This is a genomic window from Gymnodinialimonas mytili, assembly GCF_037544085.1.
GTDB classification, from domain to species: Bacteria; Pseudomonadota; Alphaproteobacteria; order Rhodobacterales; family Rhodobacteraceae; genus Gymnodinialimonas; species Gymnodinialimonas mytili.
On record NZ_JBBIFW010000001.1, the window covers coordinates 1,375,669 to 1,397,941 of the forward strand.

General features: G+C 61.0%; 22 protein-coding genes. 14 read left to right on the plus strand and 8 right to left on the minus strand.

The genetic code is table 11. The features are described from left to right. Positions 1-87: 87 nt before the first annotated feature. The 3 genes from V8J82_RS06800 to V8J82_RS06810 form a co-directional block, all read right to left on the minus strand. Positions 88-1,599 (minus strand): heme biosynthesis protein HemY, encoded by a 1,512-nt coding sequence (locus tag V8J82_RS06800; RefSeq protein WP_339973472.1) that lies wholly within the window; start codon positions 1,597-1,599, stop codon positions 88-90. A gap of 12 nt (positions 1,600-1,611) precedes the next feature. Continuing rightward, a complete protein-coding gene (locus V8J82_RS06805) occupies positions 1,612-2,964 on the minus strand; it encodes a hypothetical protein (protein WP_339973474.1) in 1,353 nt (450 codons plus the stop codon). Positions 2,965-3,066: 102 nt separating this feature from the next. Next, a complete protein-coding gene (locus V8J82_RS06810) occupies positions 3,067-3,774 on the minus strand; it encodes a uroporphyrinogen-III synthase (RefSeq protein ID WP_339973476.1) in 708 nt (235 codons plus the stop codon). 52 nt (positions 3,775-3,826) lie between these two features. Here V8J82_RS06810 and tsaD point away from each other — a divergent pair, with 52 nt between their 5' ends. The 6 genes from tsaD to V8J82_RS06840 all read left to right on the plus strand — a co-directional run bounded on the left by tsaD (position 3,827) and on the right by V8J82_RS06840 (position 8,620). Further along, entirely contained in the window at positions 3,827-4,891 is a 1,065-nt protein-coding gene (gene tsaD, locus V8J82_RS06815; protein ID WP_339973478.1) for a tRNA (adenosine(37)-N6)-threonylcarbamoyltransferase complex transferase subunit TsaD, read from the plus strand. After that, on the plus strand, positions 4,888-5,811 hold the full coding sequence (locus V8J82_RS06820) for an NAD(P)H-dependent glycerol-3-phosphate dehydrogenase (protein WP_339973480.1): 924 nt from the start codon (positions 4,888-4,890) through the stop codon (positions 5,809-5,811). The genes tsaD and V8J82_RS06820 overlap by 4 nt, the downstream gene beginning before the upstream one ends. A 6-nt stretch (positions 5,812-5,817) precedes the next feature. Next, positions 5,818-6,090, plus strand: a complete 273-nt coding sequence (locus tag V8J82_RS06825; RefSeq protein WP_339973482.1) for a YciI family protein — start codon at positions 5,818-5,820, stop codon at positions 6,088-6,090. Continuing rightward, positions 6,090-6,503, plus strand: a complete 414-nt coding sequence (locus V8J82_RS06830) for an EVE domain-containing protein (protein WP_339974544.1) — start codon at positions 6,090-6,092, stop codon at positions 6,501-6,503. The genes V8J82_RS06825 and V8J82_RS06830 overlap by 1 nt, the downstream gene beginning before the upstream one ends. A 530-nt stretch (positions 6,504-7,033) precedes the next feature. Beyond that, positions 7,034-7,342, plus strand: coding sequence for an ArsR/SmtB family transcription factor (locus V8J82_RS06835; RefSeq protein ID WP_339973484.1), 309 nt, complete (start codon positions 7,034-7,036; stop codon positions 7,340-7,342). A 60-nt stretch (positions 7,343-7,402) separates the two neighbouring features. Beyond that, positions 7,403-8,620 (plus strand): oxidoreductase, encoded by a 1,218-nt coding sequence (locus V8J82_RS06840; RefSeq protein WP_339973486.1) that lies wholly within the window; start codon positions 7,403-7,405, stop codon positions 8,618-8,620. Positions 8,621-8,868: 248 nt separating this feature from the next. Here the strand turns inward: V8J82_RS06840 and V8J82_RS06845 are convergent, their stop codons facing one another. The 4 genes from V8J82_RS06845 to V8J82_RS06860 all read right to left on the minus strand — a co-directional run bounded on the left by V8J82_RS06845 (position 8,869) and on the right by V8J82_RS06860 (position 14,369). Beyond that, on the minus strand, positions 8,869-9,651 hold the full coding sequence (locus tag V8J82_RS06845; protein ID WP_339973489.1) for a helix-turn-helix transcriptional regulator: 783 nt from the start codon (positions 9,649-9,651) through the stop codon (positions 8,869-8,871). A 153-nt stretch (positions 9,652-9,804) separates the two neighbouring features. Then, positions 9,805-11,373, minus strand: coding sequence for a sulfatase family protein (locus V8J82_RS06850; protein WP_339973491.1), 1,569 nt, complete (start codon positions 11,371-11,373; stop codon positions 9,805-9,807). Continuing rightward, positions 11,370-13,286: a TRAP transporter permease gene (locus V8J82_RS06855; protein ID WP_339973494.1), complete on the minus strand. Its 1,917-nt coding sequence runs from the start codon at positions 13,284-13,286 to the stop codon at positions 11,370-11,372. The genes V8J82_RS06850 and V8J82_RS06855 overlap by 4 nt, the downstream gene beginning before the upstream one ends. A 75-nt stretch (positions 13,287-13,361) precedes the next feature. After that, the gene (locus tag V8J82_RS06860) at positions 13,362-14,369 is read right to left on the minus strand and encodes a TAXI family TRAP transporter solute-binding subunit (protein WP_339973496.1); all 1,008 of its coding nucleotides are present in this window, start codon (positions 14,367-14,369) and stop codon (positions 13,362-13,364) included. A gap of 87 nt (positions 14,370-14,456) precedes the next feature. Here V8J82_RS06860 and V8J82_RS06865 point away from each other — a divergent pair, with 87 nt between their 5' ends. Together V8J82_RS06865 and V8J82_RS06870 are read left to right on the plus strand one after the other, a co-directional pair. After that, positions 14,457-15,365 carry a LysR family transcriptional regulator gene (locus V8J82_RS06865; protein ID WP_339973500.1) on the plus strand — a complete coding sequence of 303 codons (909 nt, stop codon included), beginning with the start codon at positions 14,457-14,459 and terminating at the stop codon, positions 15,363-15,365. A gap of 255 nt (positions 15,366-15,620) precedes the next feature. Then, on the plus strand, positions 15,621-16,364 hold the full coding sequence (locus V8J82_RS06870; RefSeq protein WP_339973502.1) for an alpha/beta fold hydrolase: 744 nt from the start codon (positions 15,621-15,623) through the stop codon (positions 16,362-16,364). Between the two features lie 17 nt (positions 16,365-16,381). On the opposite strand, the gene V8J82_RS06875 is transcribed toward V8J82_RS06870, so the two are convergent. Next, positions 16,382-17,410: a LacI family DNA-binding transcriptional regulator gene (locus V8J82_RS06875; protein WP_339973504.1), complete on the minus strand. Its 1,029-nt coding sequence runs from the start codon at positions 17,408-17,410 to the stop codon at positions 16,382-16,384. A 253-nt stretch (positions 17,411-17,663) separates the two neighbouring features. Here V8J82_RS06875 and hisD point away from each other — a divergent pair, with 253 nt between their 5' ends. The 6 genes from hisD to comE all read left to right on the plus strand — a co-directional run bounded on the left by hisD (position 17,664) and on the right by comE (position 22,273). Next, positions 17,664-18,971, plus strand: coding sequence for a histidinol dehydrogenase (hisD, locus tag V8J82_RS06880; RefSeq protein ID WP_339973507.1), 1,308 nt, complete (start codon positions 17,664-17,666; stop codon positions 18,969-18,971). Then, positions 18,964-19,725 carry an SDR family NAD(P)-dependent oxidoreductase gene (locus tag V8J82_RS06885; protein WP_339973511.1) on the plus strand — a complete coding sequence of 254 codons (762 nt, stop codon included), beginning with the start codon at positions 18,964-18,966 and terminating at the stop codon, positions 19,723-19,725. The genes hisD and V8J82_RS06885 overlap by 8 nt, the downstream gene beginning before the upstream one ends. Then, a complete protein-coding gene (locus V8J82_RS06890) occupies positions 19,722-20,711 on the plus strand; it encodes an alcohol dehydrogenase catalytic domain-containing protein (protein WP_339973514.1) in 990 nt (329 codons plus the stop codon). Before V8J82_RS06885 ends, V8J82_RS06890 begins: the two co-directional genes overlap by 4 nt. A 26-nt stretch (positions 20,712-20,737) precedes the next feature. Next, a complete protein-coding gene (locus V8J82_RS06895; RefSeq protein ID WP_339973516.1) occupies positions 20,738-21,151 on the plus strand; it encodes a universal stress protein in 414 nt (137 codons plus the stop codon). Between the two features lie 64 nt (positions 21,152-21,215). Further along, positions 21,216-21,722, plus strand: a complete 507-nt coding sequence (locus tag V8J82_RS06900; RefSeq protein ID WP_339973519.1) for a sulfopyruvate decarboxylase subunit alpha — start codon at positions 21,216-21,218, stop codon at positions 21,720-21,722. After that, complete coding sequence (comE, locus tag V8J82_RS06905; RefSeq protein ID WP_339973522.1) at positions 21,719-22,273, plus strand: sulfopyruvate decarboxylase subunit beta; 555 nt, start codon at positions 21,719-21,721, stop codon at positions 22,271-22,273. The genes V8J82_RS06900 and comE overlap by 4 nt, the downstream gene beginning before the upstream one ends.

A 22,273-nucleotide genomic window follows, 5' to 3' on the forward strand; every position in this document is an offset into this window, starting at 1 on the left:
GGGTGCCGGTTGCGAAGGACCATCGGCTTCCCAGCAGCGCGGCTTATCGGCGGCGCTCATAGCAAGCCGTGCGGAGAATGGGTAGACCTAATTTCGCGCTGTTTCGGGCTCAGGTATGGCGTCATCATTGTCGGCGTCCGTTGACGCATCGGCGGTGCTGTCGACCACATTTGCGTCCTCCACGATCTCGGCCTCGTCTGCGTCTGGCTCCGAGTGATCTTCGATCGCGCCGACAATCAACGGCAGCATTTGTGCAGGCCCCGCCAGGGCGGCTTCGGATTGGTGGACCTCAGACCATTCAAGCGTATCGAACCCGTCGCAATTGGTGCAAGTGGGGCGCCAATCCTCGTGCACATGACCGCAATTGGAGCAGACCCATTGATTGCCGCGCGAGGCGGTCACGGCGCGCGCGAGCCAGCCGCGTACCACGCGATCTTCGGCACCTTCACCGCGCTCAATGGCAGCCATCAGAGTGACCGAACGCGCGGTCGGCGAGGCTTCGGCCAGATCTCCCAGAGCGCGCCGCGCGGCGGGGAAATCCTCCGCCGCGATCTGTAGCTCGGCTTCAAGCATTTTCACCTCGGGATGTCCCGCGTGCTTGCCCAGCAGCGGGCGGAACCGGCGCAACCGAAGCGCAGGCGTCTCATCGGGTTCAATCTCGGCAAAAGCCGCCGCCAGATCGGGGTGCGGAGCCTGGTCCCAAGCCTTGCGGATGACCTTTGAAGCCTGACGCTTGTTGCCCGCTTCCACGGCCAGTCGCGCCGACATGGCTGCAGCGGGCACAAGGCCCGGGGCAAGCCGATTGGCCTCGGCGACATCGCGACTCGCGGCCTCCACCTGGCCCTCCGCGATTGCATCGCGGGCATGGGCCAATGCCAAAACGGCGTCGCGACGTTTGTGCAAATCACGTGGGATCGTGCCGGATTTCAGCGCAGCGGCGAGTGTTGTGCGGGCCCCGGCCCAATCCTCATGTTGAGATTGCAAGCGGATCAAGGTCGTCTGAACATCGGCATTCTTCGGTCGCAGCGCGAGCGCCTTCTCCGCCAGCTTCATGGCGGTTTCGGTCTCGCCCGCTTCCAGCTTCTGCTTCATCAAGCCCCGGACACCGACGAAACGGGTTCGATCATCGGTGACCATCGCTTTGAAGGTCGTCGTTGCCAGATCACGATCGCCCGCCATCTCGGCACCTTGCGCGACGACCAGATTGGTCAGTTCGGGGCGGCCCAGATACTTTTCGGCGCGCTCCGCTTTGCGAATGGCCAAGCGGCCTTCACCGGCGGCCAAAGCCATCATGCCCTCCGACAGCGCCTCATATCCTTTGCGCTCGGATCGGCGGTCAAAATAGCGGCTCAACGCCGTTTCATCTCCGATCAGGAACTTGAACGTCGCCCAAAGCAAACCGACCAGCTTGAAGGCCAGCCAAAAGCCGATCACCAACACAACACTGCCCAGCAGCGCTTTGATCGGCGTGATCTCATATTCACGGCCATATATCGTGAGGAAGCCGATATCGCGCATCTCGAACACTTGCGCGACGCCCACCACGACGAGCCCGACGATCACGACAAATGCGACGATTTTGAAAAGGGACCAGAGCATTCGGCGCTCTCCTTAATTGTCGAGCGTTGCGGCCAAATCGGCCAGGGCGGCATCCGCTGCAGCACGGTCCGCAACATCGGACGCCCAATCGTCGAGAAGCGCGCGCGCACCCGGGGGCAGTGCTTCAATTTCGGTCAATGCGGTTTCCAGATCACCGGCGCGCACAGCGGCCTCAGCCCGGCTTAAGATAGCGTCTGGATCGGTGCCTTCACGCGGTTCGGTCGAGCGTCCGGCCAACTGCGCCGAGAAGAAGGCGCCAACGCGCTCCGCTGTGCTTCCATCTTCAGCGTTCTCGCGGATCGCTTGAGACAACGTGGCGTGAGCCATCGCAGGGAAACTGCGTTGCAACTCTTCAAGCGTTGGCACGCCCGTTTCGGCGGCGGCAGCGAGCGCGTCGGGCGCCTCAACCGGCAGATCGGCCAGCGCATCGGCGAATGGGGCGCCGGATGCCATGGCGATCTGCACCCGGCTGAGGGCGGCTTGCGCCTGTGTCGCCGCCGCGGTTTCCTGCGCGCGTGCCTCCGCCTCGGCAATGGCCGCTTGTGCGGCAGCGGCGGCCTCTTGCACCTCGCTGGCTGCTGCGGCCTGGATGGCTTCAGCCGCCGCAACAGCCTCCGCCGCCGCATCGCGTTCTTCGTTTAGGCGGGCTTCCAACGCCTCGACCGCAGCGGCCATGGCGGCGCTGTCTTCATCAAGCTCACCGGTGAAGACAGGACGCTCTTCTAGTGCTTCGATACGGCCAGTCAGGGCGTCAATCGCAGCATCGGCCTCGCCAATCTGGGTTTCTGCCGCGGCGATCTGGCCTTCCACACTCGACAGATCGACTTCGGGGATGGTGGGCGGTTCGATCGCGGCAAGCTCGGCCACTTGCGTCTGCAGCGTGTCGATTGCACCTTGCTGCGCTTCGATGGTGTTCAGGGCTTGGACAAGGGCGGCATCCTGTTCAGACGTATCGGCGCCTTGCCCAAAGGTGAAGTAGGCCGCCGCGAACCCAATCGCCCCGGCGACGATGCCGCCTAGTAGCAGCGCGCCAAAGCCAGGACCGCGTTGTTCGACCACCGGTGTCGGTGCCGTCGCCGCGGGCGGCGGGGTTTCGTCGACAATCTCGGTTTGACTTGCGTCGTCGTTTTCATCGGTGCGCTCAGCGGCCATCGTGTCACCCGGTTCCACGGTCACCGCCGTGTCGGGATCGGGTTCAGGTGCAACGCTGTCTTCGCCCAGGCTGCCATCGCCGACCAACACCGTGTCGCCGCCCAGATCGCCTTCGACCGTATCGGACGATGGGGTCGGCTCGACCGTGTCCGCCGCGACACTATCGGTCTCTGCGGTTTGGTCCGGTTTGGATTTGGACGGTTTCTTCGCCATGGGCCGACGCCCCCCATTTGTCTGCTATTCGTTTTTGTCAATCTATAGTGACATATAGGCCGAGTCAGCCCTCGGTAACGTGTCATGTCGCATCGCCCGCATCTAGGGGGAATTCCGCAGTATTTTATCGCGACGCGCGGCCTGATGCAGCGCTGCGCGCATGGCCCGGCCATTTGGTGCGTCGGCGATGCGGATCTGCTCTGCCCAAGAGGGTGGGAGTTCTGCAGCCGCCGCAGCGCTGATTGCGACGACGCGCGCATCTTTGGGCAAGGATGGGATCGCGCCAGCGAGCAATTTGGCGCTGCGCGGTGAGAAGACCGGCAAAATGAGGTCTTTAGCGCCAAGCGCTTTGGCGAATGTGTCATCGGGAGGCAGCGGACGTTGATCGTAGATCGCGACCTCCCATGTCGCGATCCCCGCTTCGGTCAGACGTGTCGCCACATGGCCGCGACTATGGACACCATGCGGGTGCAGCAACGGGGTCTCCGGCGCCATTTGGGTCAACATGGCGACAAGCGTGTCCGCATCCATACCCACCTGCTGCGCCTTCAACCCATGGGCCAGCGCGGCGGCCGTCGTTGTTGGGCCGACGCAATAGGCTGGCGGCGTGCAGTCCGGAAGAAACGGCAATGCATTCTGTGAGGTCAGGACCATGCCCCGCACATCGGTCAGGTCAATGGCGGCGCCGGTCCCTACAATCTCCATGAGAGGTGCGATAACCACGTCGAACCCCGTCAACGACGCCGCAAATCGCTCGGACCCCGCGCGGGGACGCGTGAGCAGCAGGGTTGGGGGTGAGTAGACAGCCATAGGGCGGAGTGTTACCCCGCGAGCCAAGCCCACACAACGGCGGCGCCATCCCATGTCTCAGATCATCCTTGGCATTGAAAGCTCTTGCGACGACACTGCCGCCGCGATCCTGCGCGGGCCTGGCACAGCACCCCGGATCCTCTCGAACGTGGTCTTAAGTCAGACCGATCTGCATGCCAAGTTTGGTGGTGTGGTGCCCGAAATTGCGGCGCGCGCCCATGCCGAAGCACTGGATCTGATGGTGGAACAGGCTTTGGCAGAGGCGAAGACCGCTTTGTCTGACATTGACGCGATTGCGGTCACGGCGGGCCCGGGCCTGATTGGCGGAGTGCTGGCGGGCGTGATGGCCGCGAAGGGTTTGGCGATGGGGCTGGGCAGGCCACTCGTCGGTATCAATCACTTGGCAGGTCACGCCCTGACGCCGCGCCTGACCGATGGGATCGCGTTCCCCTATCTTTTGCTGTTGGTCTCTGGCGGCCATTGCCAATTCTTGCGGGTCGAAGGCGCGGAGCGCTTTGTGCGTCTGGGCGGCACGATTGACGATGCCCCCGGCGAGGCATTCGACAAAGTGGCGCGCCTGTTGGGCTTGCCGCAGCCGGGTGGGCCATCGGTTGAGACGGCCGCACAAGGGGGCAATCCAAAGCGCTTCGCGCTTCCGCGTCCGTTGTTGGACCGACCCGGCTGTGACCTCTCATTTTCCGGGTTGAAAACCGCCGTGTTGCGCACCCGCGATACGATCATTGCGAAACATGGCGGATTGACCGAACAGGATCGGGCGGATCTCTGCGCCTCTTTCCAAGCCGCTGTTGCCGATGTGCTGGCGCAAAAGACCGCGCGCGCCCTGGCGCTGGCAGAGGTCACGACCTTTGCAGTAGCTGGCGGCGTTGCCGCGAACCAAACACTGCGCGAACGGCTGCAATCAGTCAGTGACTTGCCGTTTGTGGCCCCTCCGCTGGCGCTGTGCACGGACAATGCCGCGATGATCGCCTATGCCGGAATGCTGGCATTCGAGAATGGGCGAAGTGACGGGATGGATCTGGTTGCGCGCCCCCGCTGGCCGCTGGATGAAAAGGCGGCACCGATGATCGGGTCGGGCAAGCGCGGGGCAAAAGCATGAAGCTGGATGTCATCGGCGCGGGGGCCTTCGGCACGGCGCTGGCGATTGTCTATGCGCAGGCCGGACTTCAGGTAACGTTGTGGGCGCGGGATGCTGCGGCATTGGCGAGCGGTGAGAGCCCGCGCTTGCCAGGCTTTTCCTTGCCGGACGGCTTGCACGTCACGGGGAACCTAAGCGATTGCACAGCGTTGGTGGCGCTGGTGGCTTTGCCGACGCAAAGCATCGGAGCGTTTGTCGCCGAAACAAAGCTGCGGGCGGATGTCGCCGTGTCATGCGCCAAAGGGATCGACCGCAAAACGGGGCTGGGCCCGACGGGTTTGCTGGCCCAGGCAGTCCCGCAGGTTGCACAGTTGACCGGGCCAAGCTTTGCGGCGGATATCGCGCGCGGGCTGCCAACCGCCCTGACCCTTGCCTGCGCAGAAGACGCCATCGCCGCTGATTTACAGGCCTCTCTTTCGACACCGACCCTACGTCTCTATCGCACCGGCGATGTAACCGGTGCTGAGCTTGGCGGTGCGCTGAAAAACGTGATCGCAATCGCCGCAGGGGCCGTGATCGGTGCTGGCCTTGGCGAAAGCGCGCGCGCCGCTCTGATCGCACGCGGCTTCGCCGAAATGACACGCTATGCGACCGCACAGGGCGCGCAGGCGGAAACGCTGACCGGGCTCAGCGGCTTGGGCGATCTGATCCTGACCTGCGGATCAGAGCAGTCGCGCAACTTTCGCTTCGGCATGGCCCTGGCGCGCGGGCAACGCTTGCCCGAGGGCACCACCGTCGAAGGTCTGCACACCGCGCGCCAACTCTTGCAGGCTCATGCGGATACGCCCATCGCAGATACCGTGGCGCGGCTGGCGGATGGCACACTGGACATCGACGGCGCGCTCAGCCACCTTCTGTCGCGCCCTCTTAGACCGGAGTAAATGTCCATGTTCGCCGCGCTTATCTGCACCGACAAGCCAAACCACCTGAAAGTCCGTCTGGAAAATCGCGAGGCGCATCTGGCCTATCTAGAGGGCAGCGATCAGTTGATCAGTGCGGGTCCGTTCTTGAATGAAGACGGCGATATGTGCGGATCGCTTTTGGTGTTGGAGGTCGATGATATGTCCGACGCCCATGCATTCGCGGCGGAAGATCCCTATGCGAAAGCGGGCCTGTTCCAGGACGTGCGGATCGAGGAATGGAAGAAGGTGATCGGCTGATGAGCTATTGGCTGTTCAAATCCGAACCCGTGACATGGAGCTGGGACCAACAGGTCGCCAAAGGCGGTGTCGGCGAGGAATGGGACGGTGTGCGCAACTACCAAGCGCGCAATTTCATGCGGCAGATGAAGGTCGGCGATCGTGGGTTCTTCTACCATTCGCAGACCGAAAAGGCCGTGGTCGGGTTGGTCGAAGTCATCGCCGAAGCGCATCCCGACAGCACGACCGACGACGACAGATGGGAATGTGTGGACATCAAAGCCATCAAGCCCGTTCCACAGCCGGTAACGCTGGATCAGATCAAAGCGGATGAGCGCCTGGCCGGTATGGTTCTGGTCAAGAACTCGCGCCTGTCTGTTCAACCTGTCACAGCAACCGAGTGGGAAATTGTCTGCGCGCTGGGTGGGCTTTAGCCGCCGCGCTTGGGGTCGTTGTCCGGCTCGTCCGATTTTGGCGTGATCGGCCCGAGGCCGGCAAGGCCATCGCAATGGGTAAGGGGCATAGTCGGCATCCTATCTCTCCGAGTGTCGGTCGATACAGCAGACATAACGGCGCCTTGGCTTCACACGCCAATCACGTTGGCACGATCAATCCGTGTAAAAAAAATGGAGGGTCCCGACCCCAGGAACCCTCCATCCACCCACGAGCTTCCTCGCTCCACTCGTGTCTCGAATTAGGGTCCGCCATGCTGGCCAGACGTTATTTAACTAACCCAAAGCTGCGCCGCAGCGCAAAGGAAATGCGCGTCGTATTTGAGGTAAACGGTAGCGTTTTCTAGAAACGTCCAAGTAGGCCAATGCCTAAGCTGATCTGTGGCGACCCGTTTCCAATCGGTGCCGCGCATGTGGAAGAGCATCCAAGGAGATGAACGATACCAAACCGCTTTCGATACTTCCAAACGATACGCTTGACATAAAGCCTGCATATCGAGATATTTCGATATATGGACATTGAGAAATCAATCGCAGCTCTGAACAACCCGGTCCGCCGAAGGATCCTGGAATGGCTCAAGGTCCGTTCAAACTTCCCGCCGCCTCTTCCGGGCCACGAGGACCTGGAAGGTGTCTGTGTCGCCTACATCCAGGAAAAGGCGCAGCTGTCTCAGTCCACAATCTCCAACTATATGGGTCTGTTGAAACAGGCTGGGTTTGTGGTGGCCGAGCGGCATGGCCAGTGGACGTTCTATCGGCGCGACGAGGAGAACATTCAAAGGTTTCTAACAGCCGTTCAAGATGAGCTTCTAAAGCGGTAGCGCCATCATCAAAGCTGGTCCTTATCTTGACCAAATTAACCTAAATATCGAGATATATCGATGGATAGACATATGCTCCAAACCGATACCGACAAACAGACATTGCTTGCTCAGCCACTCGACCTGCCCTGTGGCGTTCAATTGAAAAACCGATTGGTGAAGTCTGCGATGTCAGACTCACTGGGTGACGGGGCGGGAAACCCCACCCAGACGCAGATGCGGTTGTATGAGAGATGGGCAAATGGCGGCCCTGCGCTTTCATTGATCGGTGAGGTTCAGACGAGCTCATACTACCCTGAAAAGCCAGGAAATCTCGTGCTGGTCCCAGATGCCGACCTGCCCGCCATGCGAGAACTCGCCAGGCGAGGGGCGGCAAACAATGCCCATATCTGGCCGCAACTCGGCCATGCAGGCGCGTTGTCCCATGGGCCTATCAGCACGCCGAAAGGACCATCCGCGCTGAACGTCGAGGGGCTCGTTTGCGGCGCCCTGTCGATCACTGAGATCCACGATTTGCCACAAGCCTATGCGCGCGCCGCGACACTTTCGCAGCATTTCGGGTTCGGCGGCGTCCAGATCCATGCAGGCCACGGATTTCTGCTCAGTCAGTTTCTGTCACCTTTGTTCAACCACCGTAACGACGCCTATGGTGGCACGATCGAGCGGCGGTTTCGCATCGTCCGCGACGTGATCGCGGCGGTGCGCGAGGCCGTCGGGCCGTTCTACCCGATTGGCATCAAAATCAACGCGACCGATAAGCTCGATGGCGGCCTGACGACAGACGATGCATTGGAAATCGTGCGCTTGCTCGACCGCACGTCAGTGGATCTGATCGACATCAGCGGGGGAACCTACTTTCCCGGTGCAGCGTCGAGTTCCGATGGCTTATCCGCATCCGGACCGTACTTCGCCGATTTCGGCCAATCTGCGAAGCGCGTGACATCGATCCCGATCATGCTGACAGGCGGCTTTGAGACCCGAGATCGGGCCATGGCGGCCCTTCAACGTGGTTGCGCCGACGCGATCGGGCTTGCACGTGCCATGGTGCTGAATCCATCGCTTGCGAATATGTGGCTGGGCGCGCATAGCCGCGATCCCGAGTTTCCTACATTTCAGGCACCGCCGCGTGGCGGCGTCACTGCATGGTACACCATGCGTTTGACTGCGCTTGGCGAGGACAGCGAAGAGAATTTTGATATGACCCCTGCGCAAGCTCTGAAGGCCTATGAAGCCCGGGACACAGAACGTTGCGCGAAATGGGTGCAGCGCTTTTTATAGCAAGCAATCGAAGACGGCACCTGTCAGGCATGCAAGGCCCTATCACCGAGAGAACGCAGATCAACAGCTGAAACCTCGCCGTCGCACTGGACCCATAAATGGGATGTCCGGCGTGCGAACTTGGTGCGCTGTGCCAGCCAAGCCGCATGACACCCATTGTCAGATCAACGTCACCGCCTGAATTTGCCAACGAGAGGTCTAACGATGTGTTCAAGCCTGGTCCGAGGGCATTACACGCCACAATCCATCTACTTCGGAAGAGGGGCGTCCGATCTGGGTAAGTCCACCCCGGCTTCCATAAACATTCGAACCAGCAAGATCCGGTCGTTGATGCCGAGCTTTTTGTAGATCGACTTCACGTATTCTGAGACCGTGTGAGGGGATATTCCACATGCCTGCGCGCATTGCTTGCGGGACAGGCCTTGGGCGATGAAAAACGCAACGTCGCGCTCGCGATCCGACAGCACCTCTAGCGCGACAATATCAGGCGATAGCGCCAAATCATCCTCAGGCGCAACCGAGGATGGGAATTGCGTCAAGCTCTCAAGGCGGCGATGCGCCAGAAGGCAAAAGGCCCGTAACTCCTCACGGCGATCCAGTAGACTGGCCTCAAAATCAGCGCGCGACGCGCCGGTGCCGATATTGAACCCTCCGAAGCGCTCCGACCCTTTCAGTCGCATCGGAATTCCAAAACCGGTCTCAAACCCGACACCCCTCGCCTTCTGAATGAACCGCTGCGCTGGCTCAGGCAAATAGGCGTAGTCCGGCAAATAGGCCGGCCCGGTCAGTGTGATTTTGTAGCTGTGACAGCAATGGCTTAAAAACGGGTCCTCTGCCGGATCCGCTTGCTCGTACAGCTCAGGGACATTGGTCGACAGAGATACCCCTGTCCAATCGCCATTAATGGTCAAATAGATGAAGTTGGCGAAGCCGAGGGGTGATAAACTGTCTTGGAAGAATTGCCATGCCTGGTCAAAGGTTTCGATGCGATCAAATTCGATCGCGCGGTCCAACAGCATGATAAGGTCCATCTCCTCAAAAATCGCCGATCAGGCGAACGACACCCGCGCACCCAGAAGGTTCTAGTGGGCCTCTTGTCGAGATCAATGGAGAAGGCGCTGCCTTGCCATATGTCGCAGCGGGCGTTCCCCTGCCTTCACGAGGCGATCATCGCAACGGGACGGCTAAGCGCGATAGGCTGGCAATGGCGCACGGTCTTGCAAGTGGATCAGACGGCGCAGCATCAATTCGGTCAGATTGTGCCGCAGATCCGCATGGGCCGGATCATCGTAGAGATTGCGCATCTCATGGGGGTCGTTGGCAAGATCATATAGCTCATTCCAGCTTTCGCCCTCACGCAGCGACATACGGTAGCGCCCGGTCACCACGCTGCGCACCCGCTGCGGGCGATCGAACCCGGTCATGATGCGTTGGCTATCTTCTTCTACCAAAACCGCGTCGGGCGGCTCTGAGTTGAACAAATCGCGCCCTTGAAGCCCGTTGAACGGCTGAATGCCAGCCCGCGCAAGGATCGAGGCCGCGATATCGATGGATGAACCAAGATCATGGCTCGCCCCGCTCTTGGGACAGGTCGGATCATGCCAGATGAAGGGCACGCGAATGATGCTCTGATAATGCAACAGCAGTTTTAGCATCAGACCGTGATCGCCCATGTAGTCGCCGTGGTCGGAGGTGAAGATGACCACAGTATTTTCTGCCAGGCCCAATGTCTTTAGCTGTTGCAGCACGCGGCCAATCGCATCGTCGATCATCGTGATCATGCCATAGGTCAACGCGATAATCGCGCGCGCTTCGTCTTCGGTGACAGCGAAGGGATTTTGATTGTCGCGCGGGTCTGTCTGCGCCTCCAACGCGGCACGCATCGCGCGGATCGGTGGCAAATCACCCGCATGAAACGACGGTGGCAGAGCGACATCCAGGGGGTCGTACATATCCCAGTATTTGCCGGGCGGGGTGAATGGATGATGCGGGTCGGGAAACGACATCTGCAAGAAAAACGGCGTGTCCTCTTGCGCATGTTCGGCCAGCCAGGCCGCGGACCGGTCGGCGATCCAATTGGTGGAATAGAGCTCTTCGGGAACGGCCGTGCGCCAGGCTTGCGGCGCGTTGATCCGATTGTCCGGCAAGGCGTTTTCTGGGCCCACAAGTTGGTCAAAATCCGCGCATTGCTGCCGGGCCCAAAGACGGTAGTCGCCCGAGGCGTGATCTCCGTGATCGGCAACCACCTCGACATGTTCGAAACCGTAGAACGCGCCATCCAGTCGATCCGCAAGCGGCTGCTCCCAATCCGGCGCGAGCTCTAGGTCATATTCGGCACCATGGCGGTTTCTTTTATGGGCGTCCCTGAGATGCGGCGACGGCGCACGCCTGCCAGCTTCGGCCTCGAATGTATTCGTTGCAGGAAGACCCGTGAAGCTTTGCAGATGGGATTTGCCGATCAACGCCGTCCGGTAGCCTGCATCCTTCAACAACTCCACAAACGTGGTGTGATCCTTCGACAAGGGGATGCCGTTGTGCCGCGCGCCATGGGCCGAGCACATGCGCCCGGTCATGATCGAGGCGCGGTTCGGCATGCAGATGGGATTGGCCACGTAAAACCGGTCCCATCGCGTCCCTTGCGCCGCGAGCGCGTCGATATTAGGGGTTTGAACCGTCCGATTGCCGTAGCATCCCAAATGGTCGGCACGATGTTGATCCGTGATGATGAACAGGAAATTGGGGCGCTGGGTCATGCCACATCTCCCTGGGTTGACCGACCGCGCAAGCCGACGACGATCAGCGCGATGCCGATCAGAACGGCAGGCAGATGGATCATCGGACTGATCGCCAGCATCGCGAATGCCACAATGAAGCGTGCGATGACCTCTGGCATGGTCAGCTTTCGCAGGTCGAAGGCGGAGAGAGCCGACGAAAACAGCCAGATGCAGAAGCACGTGCGCACCACGATCCAGAGGAATGGCAACAGGCTGAATTCCTCGATGATCAGGATTGTGGGGTAAAAGGCGAAAATGAACGGGATGATGAACTTCGCCATGCCCAACCGGAACGACATGAACGCTGTCATCAGCGGATTGGATCCCGCAATCGGCGCTGCGGCATAGGCGGCAATGGCCACCGGCGGGGTCAGAGACGATGCAACACCGTAGTAAAAGACGAACATATGCGCCGTCAGCATCGACACCCCAAGCGCTTGGATGGCAGGACCCATGACCAGAATGATGATCAGATAAGCGGGCAGTGTCGGCATGCCCATCCCCAAGATCAACGCACCGATCATGGCCACGAACAGGGCCGAGAACAGGCTTTCACCGCGGATCTCTGCGATCACACTCGCAAGCTTCAGGCCAAGTCCGGTGCTGTCGAGCGACCCGACAAGAATACCGATCGCCGCGATCGCAATCAGAAGCGTTGCGCCAGATTCCGCGCCCTTCAGAAACGAGCGCCAGACCCGCATCGGATCACGGCGCACCTCGGGGTTGATGACGGACAAAGCCAGTAGGACAATAACGGCGTAAAAGCCCGCAGCCGACGTCGAATAGCCCAGCAGCAGGGACGTGATGACCGTGACAATCGGACCAACAAACAGGATCGAGTTGATCATGTCGAGCCGGGTGATCCTGTCGTCCACCGCCAGTGGTTGGATCTCGATCCCCTGACGCCGCGCTTCGACCGTGACGGCGGCGAACAAGCTGAAATAGTAGAACAACGCGGGCAACAGAGCGGCAATGATGATGTTGAGGTAGCCCGCTCCGGTTAGATCGGCCATGACCAGCGCAGCCGCCCCCATGATCGGCGGCATGATTTGCCCCCCGGACGAGGCCGTCGCCTCAATTCCCGCTGCAAAAGTGGGCGAGAAGCCGCGCTTCTTGATCATCGGGATGGTGAATGTACCGGTGCCAACGATGTTCGCGACGGTCGAGCCCGACATGGTGCCAAACAGGGATGAGGACAGGATCGCGGCATGGGCCGGGCCGCCGCGGGTCCGGCGCGTGGCCAGGAAGGCGAATTTCAGCAGGGTATCGCCCGCCCCGGTGCCCTCCAGCAAGACGCCGAACAGGATGAACACAAAGACCGTGACAAGCACGATGTTGGTGATCGATCCAAAGACACCTTTGTTGGTGTTGTACCAAAGCGCCTCTGACACATCGACAAGATCAAAGCCGGTATGTTCCAGGATACCTGGCAAACCCTGGCCGAACAGCAGGTAAAGCGCGCCCAGCGCCCCAACCGCGAACAGCCCCCACCCCCAAAGACGGCGGCACAGCTCTAGGAACACGATCAATCCCGCCAAGGCGGGCCAGGCATCGGCCTGCCGCACATCGTAAAGCGACACTTCCATAAGGGATTGAACCGAATAGAACGACCAGATGGCCCAAAGACCGGCGACGATCAGCGCCCCATCGATCCCCACCCGCAGGGGTGCCAAGGCAGCAACACCGCCGCCTGCCGCCGCCAGCTTTCGACGCGACGCCGCAACCGCGACGATCAAGGCCAGCGCAAACCCTCCGGCCCGGTGCAGCTTTGGGTCGATCAGATCAACGCCCGAACTGTAAAGCGCCATCACACCAAGTGCGACGCAAGCCACGCCGGACAAGGCGGCGAAAATCACGTCGACGCGGCTGGTCTCAAGGGAAGAAGCCGTCATAGCAGATGCTTTCGGGTTCAAGAGGGGGGAGGCGCCCTCGATCACAGCGGATCAGGGGCGCGCGCTGCGTCGGGATCAGGGGCGCAATTCGTCAGGAATGTCGAACCCGGCCTCTTCATAATAGCGCAAGGCCCCCGGATGCAGCGGAACGTTTACAGCGGTAAACGCGGTTTCCGGCGTGACCTCTTGCAGGAACAAGGCCGTCGCGTGGACATCGTCCAACCCTTCCCAAAAGGCGCGCGTGGCCTGATAGACCACCTCTTCATCGACCCCGGCATGGGTGCCGATGAACTGGAAGAAGCCCAACGCCGTGATGGTGCCTTCGGTCAATTGGCCTTGGTAGACATCGCCCGGAAACTGCATCATGCCACGGCCCGGGCGCCCGAACAGGGCCTGCATCTCTTCGTTTTCGACCATGTCGTCGGGGATCGACAGGACCCGGAACTCCCCCGACAGGCCAAACCGTTCGATATTGGCCGACCCGACCTCGGCGGGTCGCACCATCATGTCGATCTGTCCATCTGCCAGTGCGGAATAGCCCTCTCCCCAACTCAGGCGCACGGCCTCATAGTCTTCGCCAGGCTCGAAGCCGGTGATGATGCGGATCAACGCCTCGGAAGTGGCCGAGGCCGATCCGGCCGGCGGACCGGTGAACACCGTCTGGCCGGCAATGCCATCCCAGCTTTCGATGCCGGATCCTGACAGGGTTACCGGGTGGTAGGCACCGGCCTGAAATCCGAGGATGGACCGCAGATTGCCCGCGACTTCACTGGCATCCTCGACAGTTTCATACATGCGCTGCCCATTGGCCATGAAACCCACCAGTGACGGAACGGATGAGAAAAAGTCGACCTCCCCCCGCGCGCCACTCAGCATCGAGCGCGTTAGGGTTTGCCCGGCATTGACCTGGATATTCACGCCGCCACCGGCGGCCTGGTTGGCGAAAGCGACGAACATGGTGTGGACGGGATCGCCCACCCCGGCGGTCTCACCGCTATAGATCTGTGCTTCCGCCGCGACCGGCGCTGTCAAAAGCGCGGCGGCCAGACAGACCGCGCCCATGGGTTTTCTGATGATTTTCACGATAATCCTCCCTGTTTGCCGCCCAGACTAGCAATCGATATTGATTGCGAATAATTAAAGATTTTGCACGATACATAAGGTTTTGATATGAAACTTGATCCACGACACTTGGCCCAGCTTTCCGTGGTGGTTGAAGTCGGATCGTTTCAAAGCGCCGCTGATCGTCTTGGACTGACACAACCGGCGCTGAGCCGGAATATGCGAACGCTGGAACATCGTCTGGGCGCCCCGCTATTTCGCCGGGAGGGGCGGCGGTCACTGCCCAACGCCCTGGCCCTGCGTCTTGCGCGCAATGGGCAAGCCATTCGCCTCGCCGAAGAACAAGCCGCCATCGTCGCCGACCAAACGGCCCAAGGCTCCATCGGCGAGTTGCGGATCGGCGCACCGCCCATCGTTGCTGGCCGTTTCCTGACCGGCGCGCTCGCCGCATTCATGAAGGCCAATCCCGATTGCAGCGTCGAGTTGCGCACCGGTTTGGTCCACGAATTGCGAACGATGCTTGAAAAAGGTCAGGTTGATGTCGTATTGGGCCCCCAAAGCCTGGCAGACCCAGCCGAAGGCTTGGATTTTCAACAGCTGATCGACGACCGCGTTGGCGTGTTGTGCCGAACGGAACACCCGCTGACACGCCGCGAGACGATCATGCCTTCGGATCTTGAGGCGCAGGTCTGGCTCGCCCATTCCCGAGGCAGCCTGCTGCGCCAACAAACCGAAGCCGCGATGCGCGCCTCGGGCGTCACTCAAGTCCACATCGTCTGTGAAACGGATTCGATCCGGTCCGTGCTAGAAATTGTGGCGGATACCGATCTGATCACCACGATGCCACGCGCGACCACGGCGCCATATCTGGAAGATCGCTTGGTGTTTCTGTCCTTCGATCATACGCAGTTCCGCCGCCCCTTGGGGGTCATTCGCCGCCGAGGTCGTGCCGCCGACCAGATCGAGGTGAAGTTCACGCAAAAACTCGCGCAGATCCTCGGGCAGCAGCTTGGCTGACATGTGACCGGGACACGGGCGCAAGGGTTGGTGCTGTGAAACAATCGGTTTGAAAGAGCGGCATATCAATCTCTGTCTGGAGGCGCATCCCGCCACGGACCGACCACAGACTGCGCCCGATCAGTCGGCCTCTCTGACCCTATCGGCGACCGCCGTTCCGGTGCGAAGTTGAGGCAGGTCAAAGGGACCACATCTGCGATGGTCTATGCGATTGGAAAGCGGCAAGACCACCCCAGAACACAGGATGCCTTCGTCATGTCATCTTCCGAGCCAGGCGCAATTCCCGAGACACCCAAAAGCGCGCTGGAGCAGTGCCGTAGCGTTTGGCTGCATGGCGCTGGTTTGGCTGGCGCCACTTGGGACGCAATGATTGGCGATCTGCCCAAAGCCACGGCCCCTGATCTACCTGGCCATGGCGATGCGCCTTTGGTGCAGCCAGCGCGCGTCGAGACCTATGCGGATGCCATTGCCGACACGATCCCGCCGGGCGCTGTTCTGATCGGGCATTCACTGGGCGGCATGGTCGCGCTGGAACTGGCGGCGCGACTTGGCAAGGATGTCGCGGCATTGATCCTAATCGAAGCCGTGCCCACGGTGCGCGACCGAATATCCGGTCGCATATCCGCGGCCATCGCAACGGGTCTGTTCAAGTCGATCCCGCCCAAATGGTTCGCCTGGCTGTCAGGCCTTGGTCAAAGCCAAACCACGCGGGATGAAGTGCGGCGCAGAATGGCACAAATGGATCGCGCGCATATCGGGGCCGCCTTGGATGCGTCGGGTCAGTACGACGGACGTCGGCATCTGTCCGATATCAAGGTGCCCACCCTGGTGATTGTCGGCGACAAACAGACCGCCGCCCATCACGGGGCGGCGCTGTTCGCTGATCGGATCCCGAATGCAAATCTGGTAATGCTTCCGGGTGGGCATATGCTGCACACCGACAATCCGCTGCAATTGCGCCGCACAATTGATGAATTCCTCAGAGACTTGCAGCCATAAGCGACGCCGACTCGCGGTCAGGGTTGCATACGCCATGGCCCGAGCGATTGGCGAATGCGCAGATCAACACTCAGTTCCTGCGCCGTGATTGGCACGCCATGTTCCAGATTGTCGATCAAGGCCCGCGCAGCGCGGCGGCCCATTTCACGGTGAGGGACATGTACGGTTGTCAGTTCAGGATGGGTGACCTGCGCCAATTCGATGTCATCGAAGCCAACGATTGAAACGTCATCCGGAATGCTCAAACCCATCTCTCGTGCTTTTCTGACAGCCCCAACGGCAAGCACATCGTTGACGCAGATCACCACCGTCGGGCGCGGGTTGGCCTGCATCACCTGCGCAAAACCTTCCGCGCCTGTTTCAATGCCGTAGCGGGTTTGGTGCACCACGAGGCTCTTTTCGTGCAACCCAACCTCGCGCAATGCCTCATGCACCCCCTGCATACGCCTGGCCACGCGATCATTGGTGCTGCCGTCGATTGTGATCAGCGCGATGCGTCGATGGCCCAGACGCATGACCTCCCGCGCCAAACTGCGCATCGCCAGACGGTTGTCGAAACCGATGGAGGCCTGCGCTTGGGTTCGGTCAAACGCCCAAGTCACAAGGGTCGGGATGTTGCGCGACTCGATGAACCTGTAGATCGCCGGATCCCTCTCATATCCGATCAGCAGCAGGGCATCGGCACCGCGGGCGATCAGGGATTTGATCTGCCGCTCCTCCAAGTCCTGTCGATAGGAGGAACTGGCGATCAACAGGGTGTAGCCATCCGCATCGAGCTCTTCTTGAAAGGCCTGGATACCGCGCGCAAAGACAGCGTTGTCCATCGTCGGAATAATCGCACCTATGGTCCTGGTGCGCTGTGCCGCCATCGCGCGGGCGCCGAAATTCGGTGTGTAGCCCAACCGATCGACAGCAGACATGACCCTGCTACGGGTTTTGTCGGTGACCTGATCCGGGAAATTCAGACATCGCGACACCGTCGCCGTCGACACATTGGCCAGGTCAGCGACGTCTTGCAGCGTTGGCGCGGTTCGATTGTCTTTCATTCCGGGTCCCGTGTGATGCCACTGCTTCCTATATCATATTTCGAAAACAGACATCTTAGTTTAAGCAAATCGACAAAAATGTAAGCGCTTGCATTGATTGCTTGTAAGCCTTTACATGACTCCATCAGATTCGCGTCGCGAGAGGGTGGCCGCGACTTGGCAGGTGGGGGACAACTGCCGATGTCGCGCCACTCTGCGCGGGTTCGCGCAGGATCTTTGCCTTCGAAAACTCTACCGATAGGACTGCCGCTCCATGACCAGAACGTACCTGAAGAAGGCTCCGCTGACCTCGAAATCGGACGCCACCGAAGTGCAGGCGACGGTTCGCCAGATCCTGTCGGACATCGAAGCGGGCGGTGACGAGAAGGCCCGCGAATATGCTGCGAAGTTCGACAAATATGATGGCAATATCATCCTGACCGCGGAAGAGATCGAGGCGGCAGCAGCCCTGGTCCCTGATAAGCTGAAGGCCGACATTCAGTTTGCCCATGACAATGTGCGTCGCTTTGCCGAGGCGCAGAAAGCCACGATGCGCGATGTTGAGCTTGAGGTCGTGCCGGGCCTGGTCGCGGGGCAAAAGGCGATCCCGGTCGATGTGGCGGGCTGCTACGTGCCTGGCGGGCGATACAGCCATATCGCCAGCGCCATCATGACGGTAACCACCGCGAAAGTTGCCGGCTGTAAACACATCATCGCAACGTCGCCGCCACGCCCCGGCGTCGGCGTCGCGCCCGCGATCATCTACGCGGCGCATATCTGCGGCGCCGATACGATCATGGCGATGGGCGGCGTTCAGGGTGTGGCCGCGATGACGTTTGGTCTGTTCGGCCTGCCCAAGGCAAAAATTCTGGTTGGCCCTGGAAACCAATTCGTGGCCGAAGCTAAGCGGCATCTCTTTGGCCGTGTCGGGATCGACATGATCGCTGGCCCGACCGACAGCCTGATCCTCGCCGATGAAACCGCCGACCCGCATGTCGTGGCGACCGATCTCGTCAGCCAGGCAGAGCATGGGTACAACTCGCCCGTCTGGCTCGTGACCGACGACGAAGCGCTCGCCGAAGAGGTCATGGCGCGGGTTCCGGCCCTGATCGACGATCTACCCGAGGTCAACCGTGAGAATGCCACCGCCGCCTGGCGCGACTTTGCCGAGGTGATCGTGTGCAGAAACCGCGAGGATATGGCCGCCTGCTCCGATGAATATGCGCCCGAGCATCTGACGGTGCAGGCCGAAGATCTGGATTGGTGGAAAAACCGGCTCAGCTGCTATGGATCGCTGTTTTTGGGTGAAGAGACGACCGTGGCCTATGGCGACAAGGCCAGCGGCACGAACCACGTCCTGCCGACCTCCGGCGCGGCGTCCTATACGGGTGGTCTGTCGGTCCATAAATACATGAAGATCGTCACATGGCAGCAGGCCACGCGCGAAGGCGCCAAGGATGTGGCGCTCGCCACCGCGCGGATCTCGCGCCTTGAAGGGATGGAGGGACATGCCCGGTCCGCCGATGTGCGCTTGGCCAAGTACTTCCCGGGTGAGAATTTCGATCTGAGCGCCGATGCCTGACGGCACCGGCCTTTTTGATCTGACCGGTCGCATCGCCTGTGTAACGGGCGCCAGTTCGGGCCTTGGGCAGCGTGCTGCCATAGCGCTGGCCGGGGCAGGTGCGCGCGTTGTCGGTGTTGCACGGCGGGCGGATGCGTTGACGGCATTGGCAGATGAGATCGGGGACTCTGCCGCTGTCATCGCCGCCGATCTATCGGACAAAGCGGATCTTCCCGCCATCGCGCAGGATATCGCGCGTCCCTTCGGCTCCCCCGATATTCTGGTCCACGCGGCGGGGATCAATACCCGCGAAGCTGCCGATGATGTCACCCCGGAAGGCTGGGACATCACATTGGCGCTGAACCTGTCGGTCCCGTTCTTTCTTTCGCAAGCCTTTGTGCCCGCGATGAAGGCGCAGCGCTGGGGCCGCATTGTGAATTTCGCCTCATTGCAGACGACCCGCGCCTTTCCGGGCGGGATCGCCTACGGGGCGTCGAAGGCGGGTGTCGGTCAATTGACACGGGCTATGGCTGAAGCATGGTCCACTCACGGAATTAATGCCAATGCGATTGGCCCGGGATTTTTCCCGACTGAATTGACCGGCCCCGTTTTCGCAGATCCAGACCGCGCCGCACGCAATGCCGCGCAAACCTGCATCGGCCGCAATGGCGCGCTTGAGGATATCGACGGCCCGCTTCTGTTCCTCTGCTCGGACGCGTCGGCCTATGTGACCGGCCAGGTGCTAATGGTCGACGGGGGGTTCACCGCGAAATGAAGGCCCTGGTCTATGATGGCATCGAAACCCTCGTCTTTCGGGACGTAGACCGGCCAGTGCCGCGCGACGGCGAGCATCTGATCCGTGTCGAGGCGGTTGGCATCTGCGGGTCGGATATGCACGCCTATCTGGGCCACGATGCGCGCCGCCCCGCGCCCCTGATCCTCGGCCACGAAGCGGCGGGCGTGATCGAGGGCGGAGCGCGCGACGGCGACCGCATCACAATCAATCCACTGGTCACCTGCGGGCACTGCCCCGCCTGCGCATCGGGGCGCGACAACCTTTGCCCAGATCGCCAAATCATCTCGATGCCGCCGCGCGAGGGGGCGTTCGCGCAATATGTGGCGATGCCCGATGCGAATTTGGTGACGGTGCCCGAAGATGTGCCCCTGACGAAAGCTGCGTTGGCCGAGCCTCTGGCCGTCAGTTGGCACGCCGCGCGGCTGGCGGTCGAGGCGCTGCACCCGGATATGGATCGCCGCGCCTGCGTGATCGGCGGCGGTGCCATTGGCCTGGCCGCCGCGCTTGCACTGCGGGCGATGGGCATCGCGCAGATCACTCTCATCGAACCAAACGCGCTGCGCCGCGCGTTTCTGACGGATCATTGCGGCGAGGATGCAAGGCCCTCTGCGGACGAGACCCGGCAGGTGCCACTTGTCATCGATGCGGTCGGCTATGCGGCCACGCGCGCCACCGCCTCCGCCATCGTCAGCCCCGGCGGCGTCATCGCCCATGTCGGCCTGGGCGAGGATATGGGCGGCCTCGACATCCGGCGCATGACCCTGCAGGAAGTCAGCTTCATCGGCACCTACACCTATACCGCGCAGGATTTCAGGGACACCGCCCAGGCGATGTTCGATGGCGCCCTCGGCCCGCTCGATTGGACAGAGGCGCGCGCTCTCGCCGATGGGGCCGCCGCCTTTGCCGATATCCGCGCAGGCCGCATCGCCGCGCCGAAGATCATTCTAAACCCGCAGGGTGCCTGACACGGGCCCGAAACGGAGGACACCACATGTATAACCACATCGTCGTTGCGATGGCATTGGACCACGGGTTCGGCCCCCATGCGATGCAGGTCGCGCAAAAACTGCTGAGCGAGGGCGGCAAGATCACCGCGCTCCACGTGTTCGAAGACCCGCAAGGCACGGTCAACGCGTTCATCGACAAGTCGGTCTCCGACGCGGCCTTCGAGGCGGCACAGGAACGGATCGCGGAACGGGTCGCGGGCATCGCCAACACCGAAGGCGTCGCGATCAAGGGCCATGGCGGGCGCTCGATCATCGATTTCGCCAGCGCTCAGAACGCCGATTGCATCATCCTCGGCTCGCACAAACCTGACCTTGCCGATTTCCTGCTTGGATCGACGGCGGCCCGCGTTGTCCGCCACGCCCATTGCGCCGTCCACGTGCTGCGCGATTCCGTCTGACGGCTTTCACTCACACCCTGTCCGCGGCCACCCGCCGCGCGACCAACAAGGAGCACCCATCAAAGTGAGCATTTCAGCCAAGATCGTTGACGATTTCGTCGCCAACGACGTGTCGTTCATCACGACCGTGCCCTGCAAGCAGCTGGCCGGTGTGATCGATGAGGTCGAAGCCCGGCCCGACATCTACCACATCCCCTCCAACAAAGAGGATGAGGGGATGGGCCTTTGCGCCGGGGCGTGGATGGGCGGCAAGCGTCCGGCCATCATCATGCAAAACACCGCCATCGGCGTGACGATCAACACGCTGGTGACACTGACGCAATTCTACCGGATGCCGCTGCCGATGCTGATCTCGTATCGCGGCGAATTGCGCGAACCGGTAGCCTGCCAGGTCGAAATGGCGGTGCATACCAAAGCACTGCTGAACCAGCTGCTGATCCCCACCTATCACTTCCACACGGAAAGCGATGCGGATGAGCTGGACGAGATCCTGAAATACACCTTCATGTGCAACAAACCCGTGGCGATCCTGACCGATGCGTCCTTCTGGGGAGGCTATGGCGACCAATGATCCGTTCTGAAATCCTGAAAGACATCGCCCCGATCCTGCGTGATCAATTGGTGGTCTGTAACATCGGCATTCCCAGCCAGGAATTGCACGCCATCGACGACCAGCCGACCAATTTTTACATGCTGGGTACGATGGGCTTGGCAAGCTCGATCGGTCTGGGTCTGGCGCTCGCGCAACCCAAGCCGGTGGTGGTGATCGACGGTGACGGCTCGATCCTGACCAATATGGGCACGCTGCCGACCATCGCGAACAATGTCGCCAACAACTTCATCCTGATGATCATCGACAATGGCTCTTACGGGTCCACCGGGGATCAGCCGACCTATACCGGCAAGAAGACCTCGCTGGCCAAGGTGGCCGAGGCGTGCGGCTGCGAAAACGTGGTGGAGTGCCAGGATGTCGATACGGGCGCCGAGCTTAAGAAGGCGCTGGATGGCGGCAAGATGACCATCATGGTCGTCAAATGCGACAGCGGCAACGCCAAGATGCCCGTCATCACCATGGATCCCGTTGTGATCCGGGATCGCTTCATGAAAGCCGTGGCCAGCTAG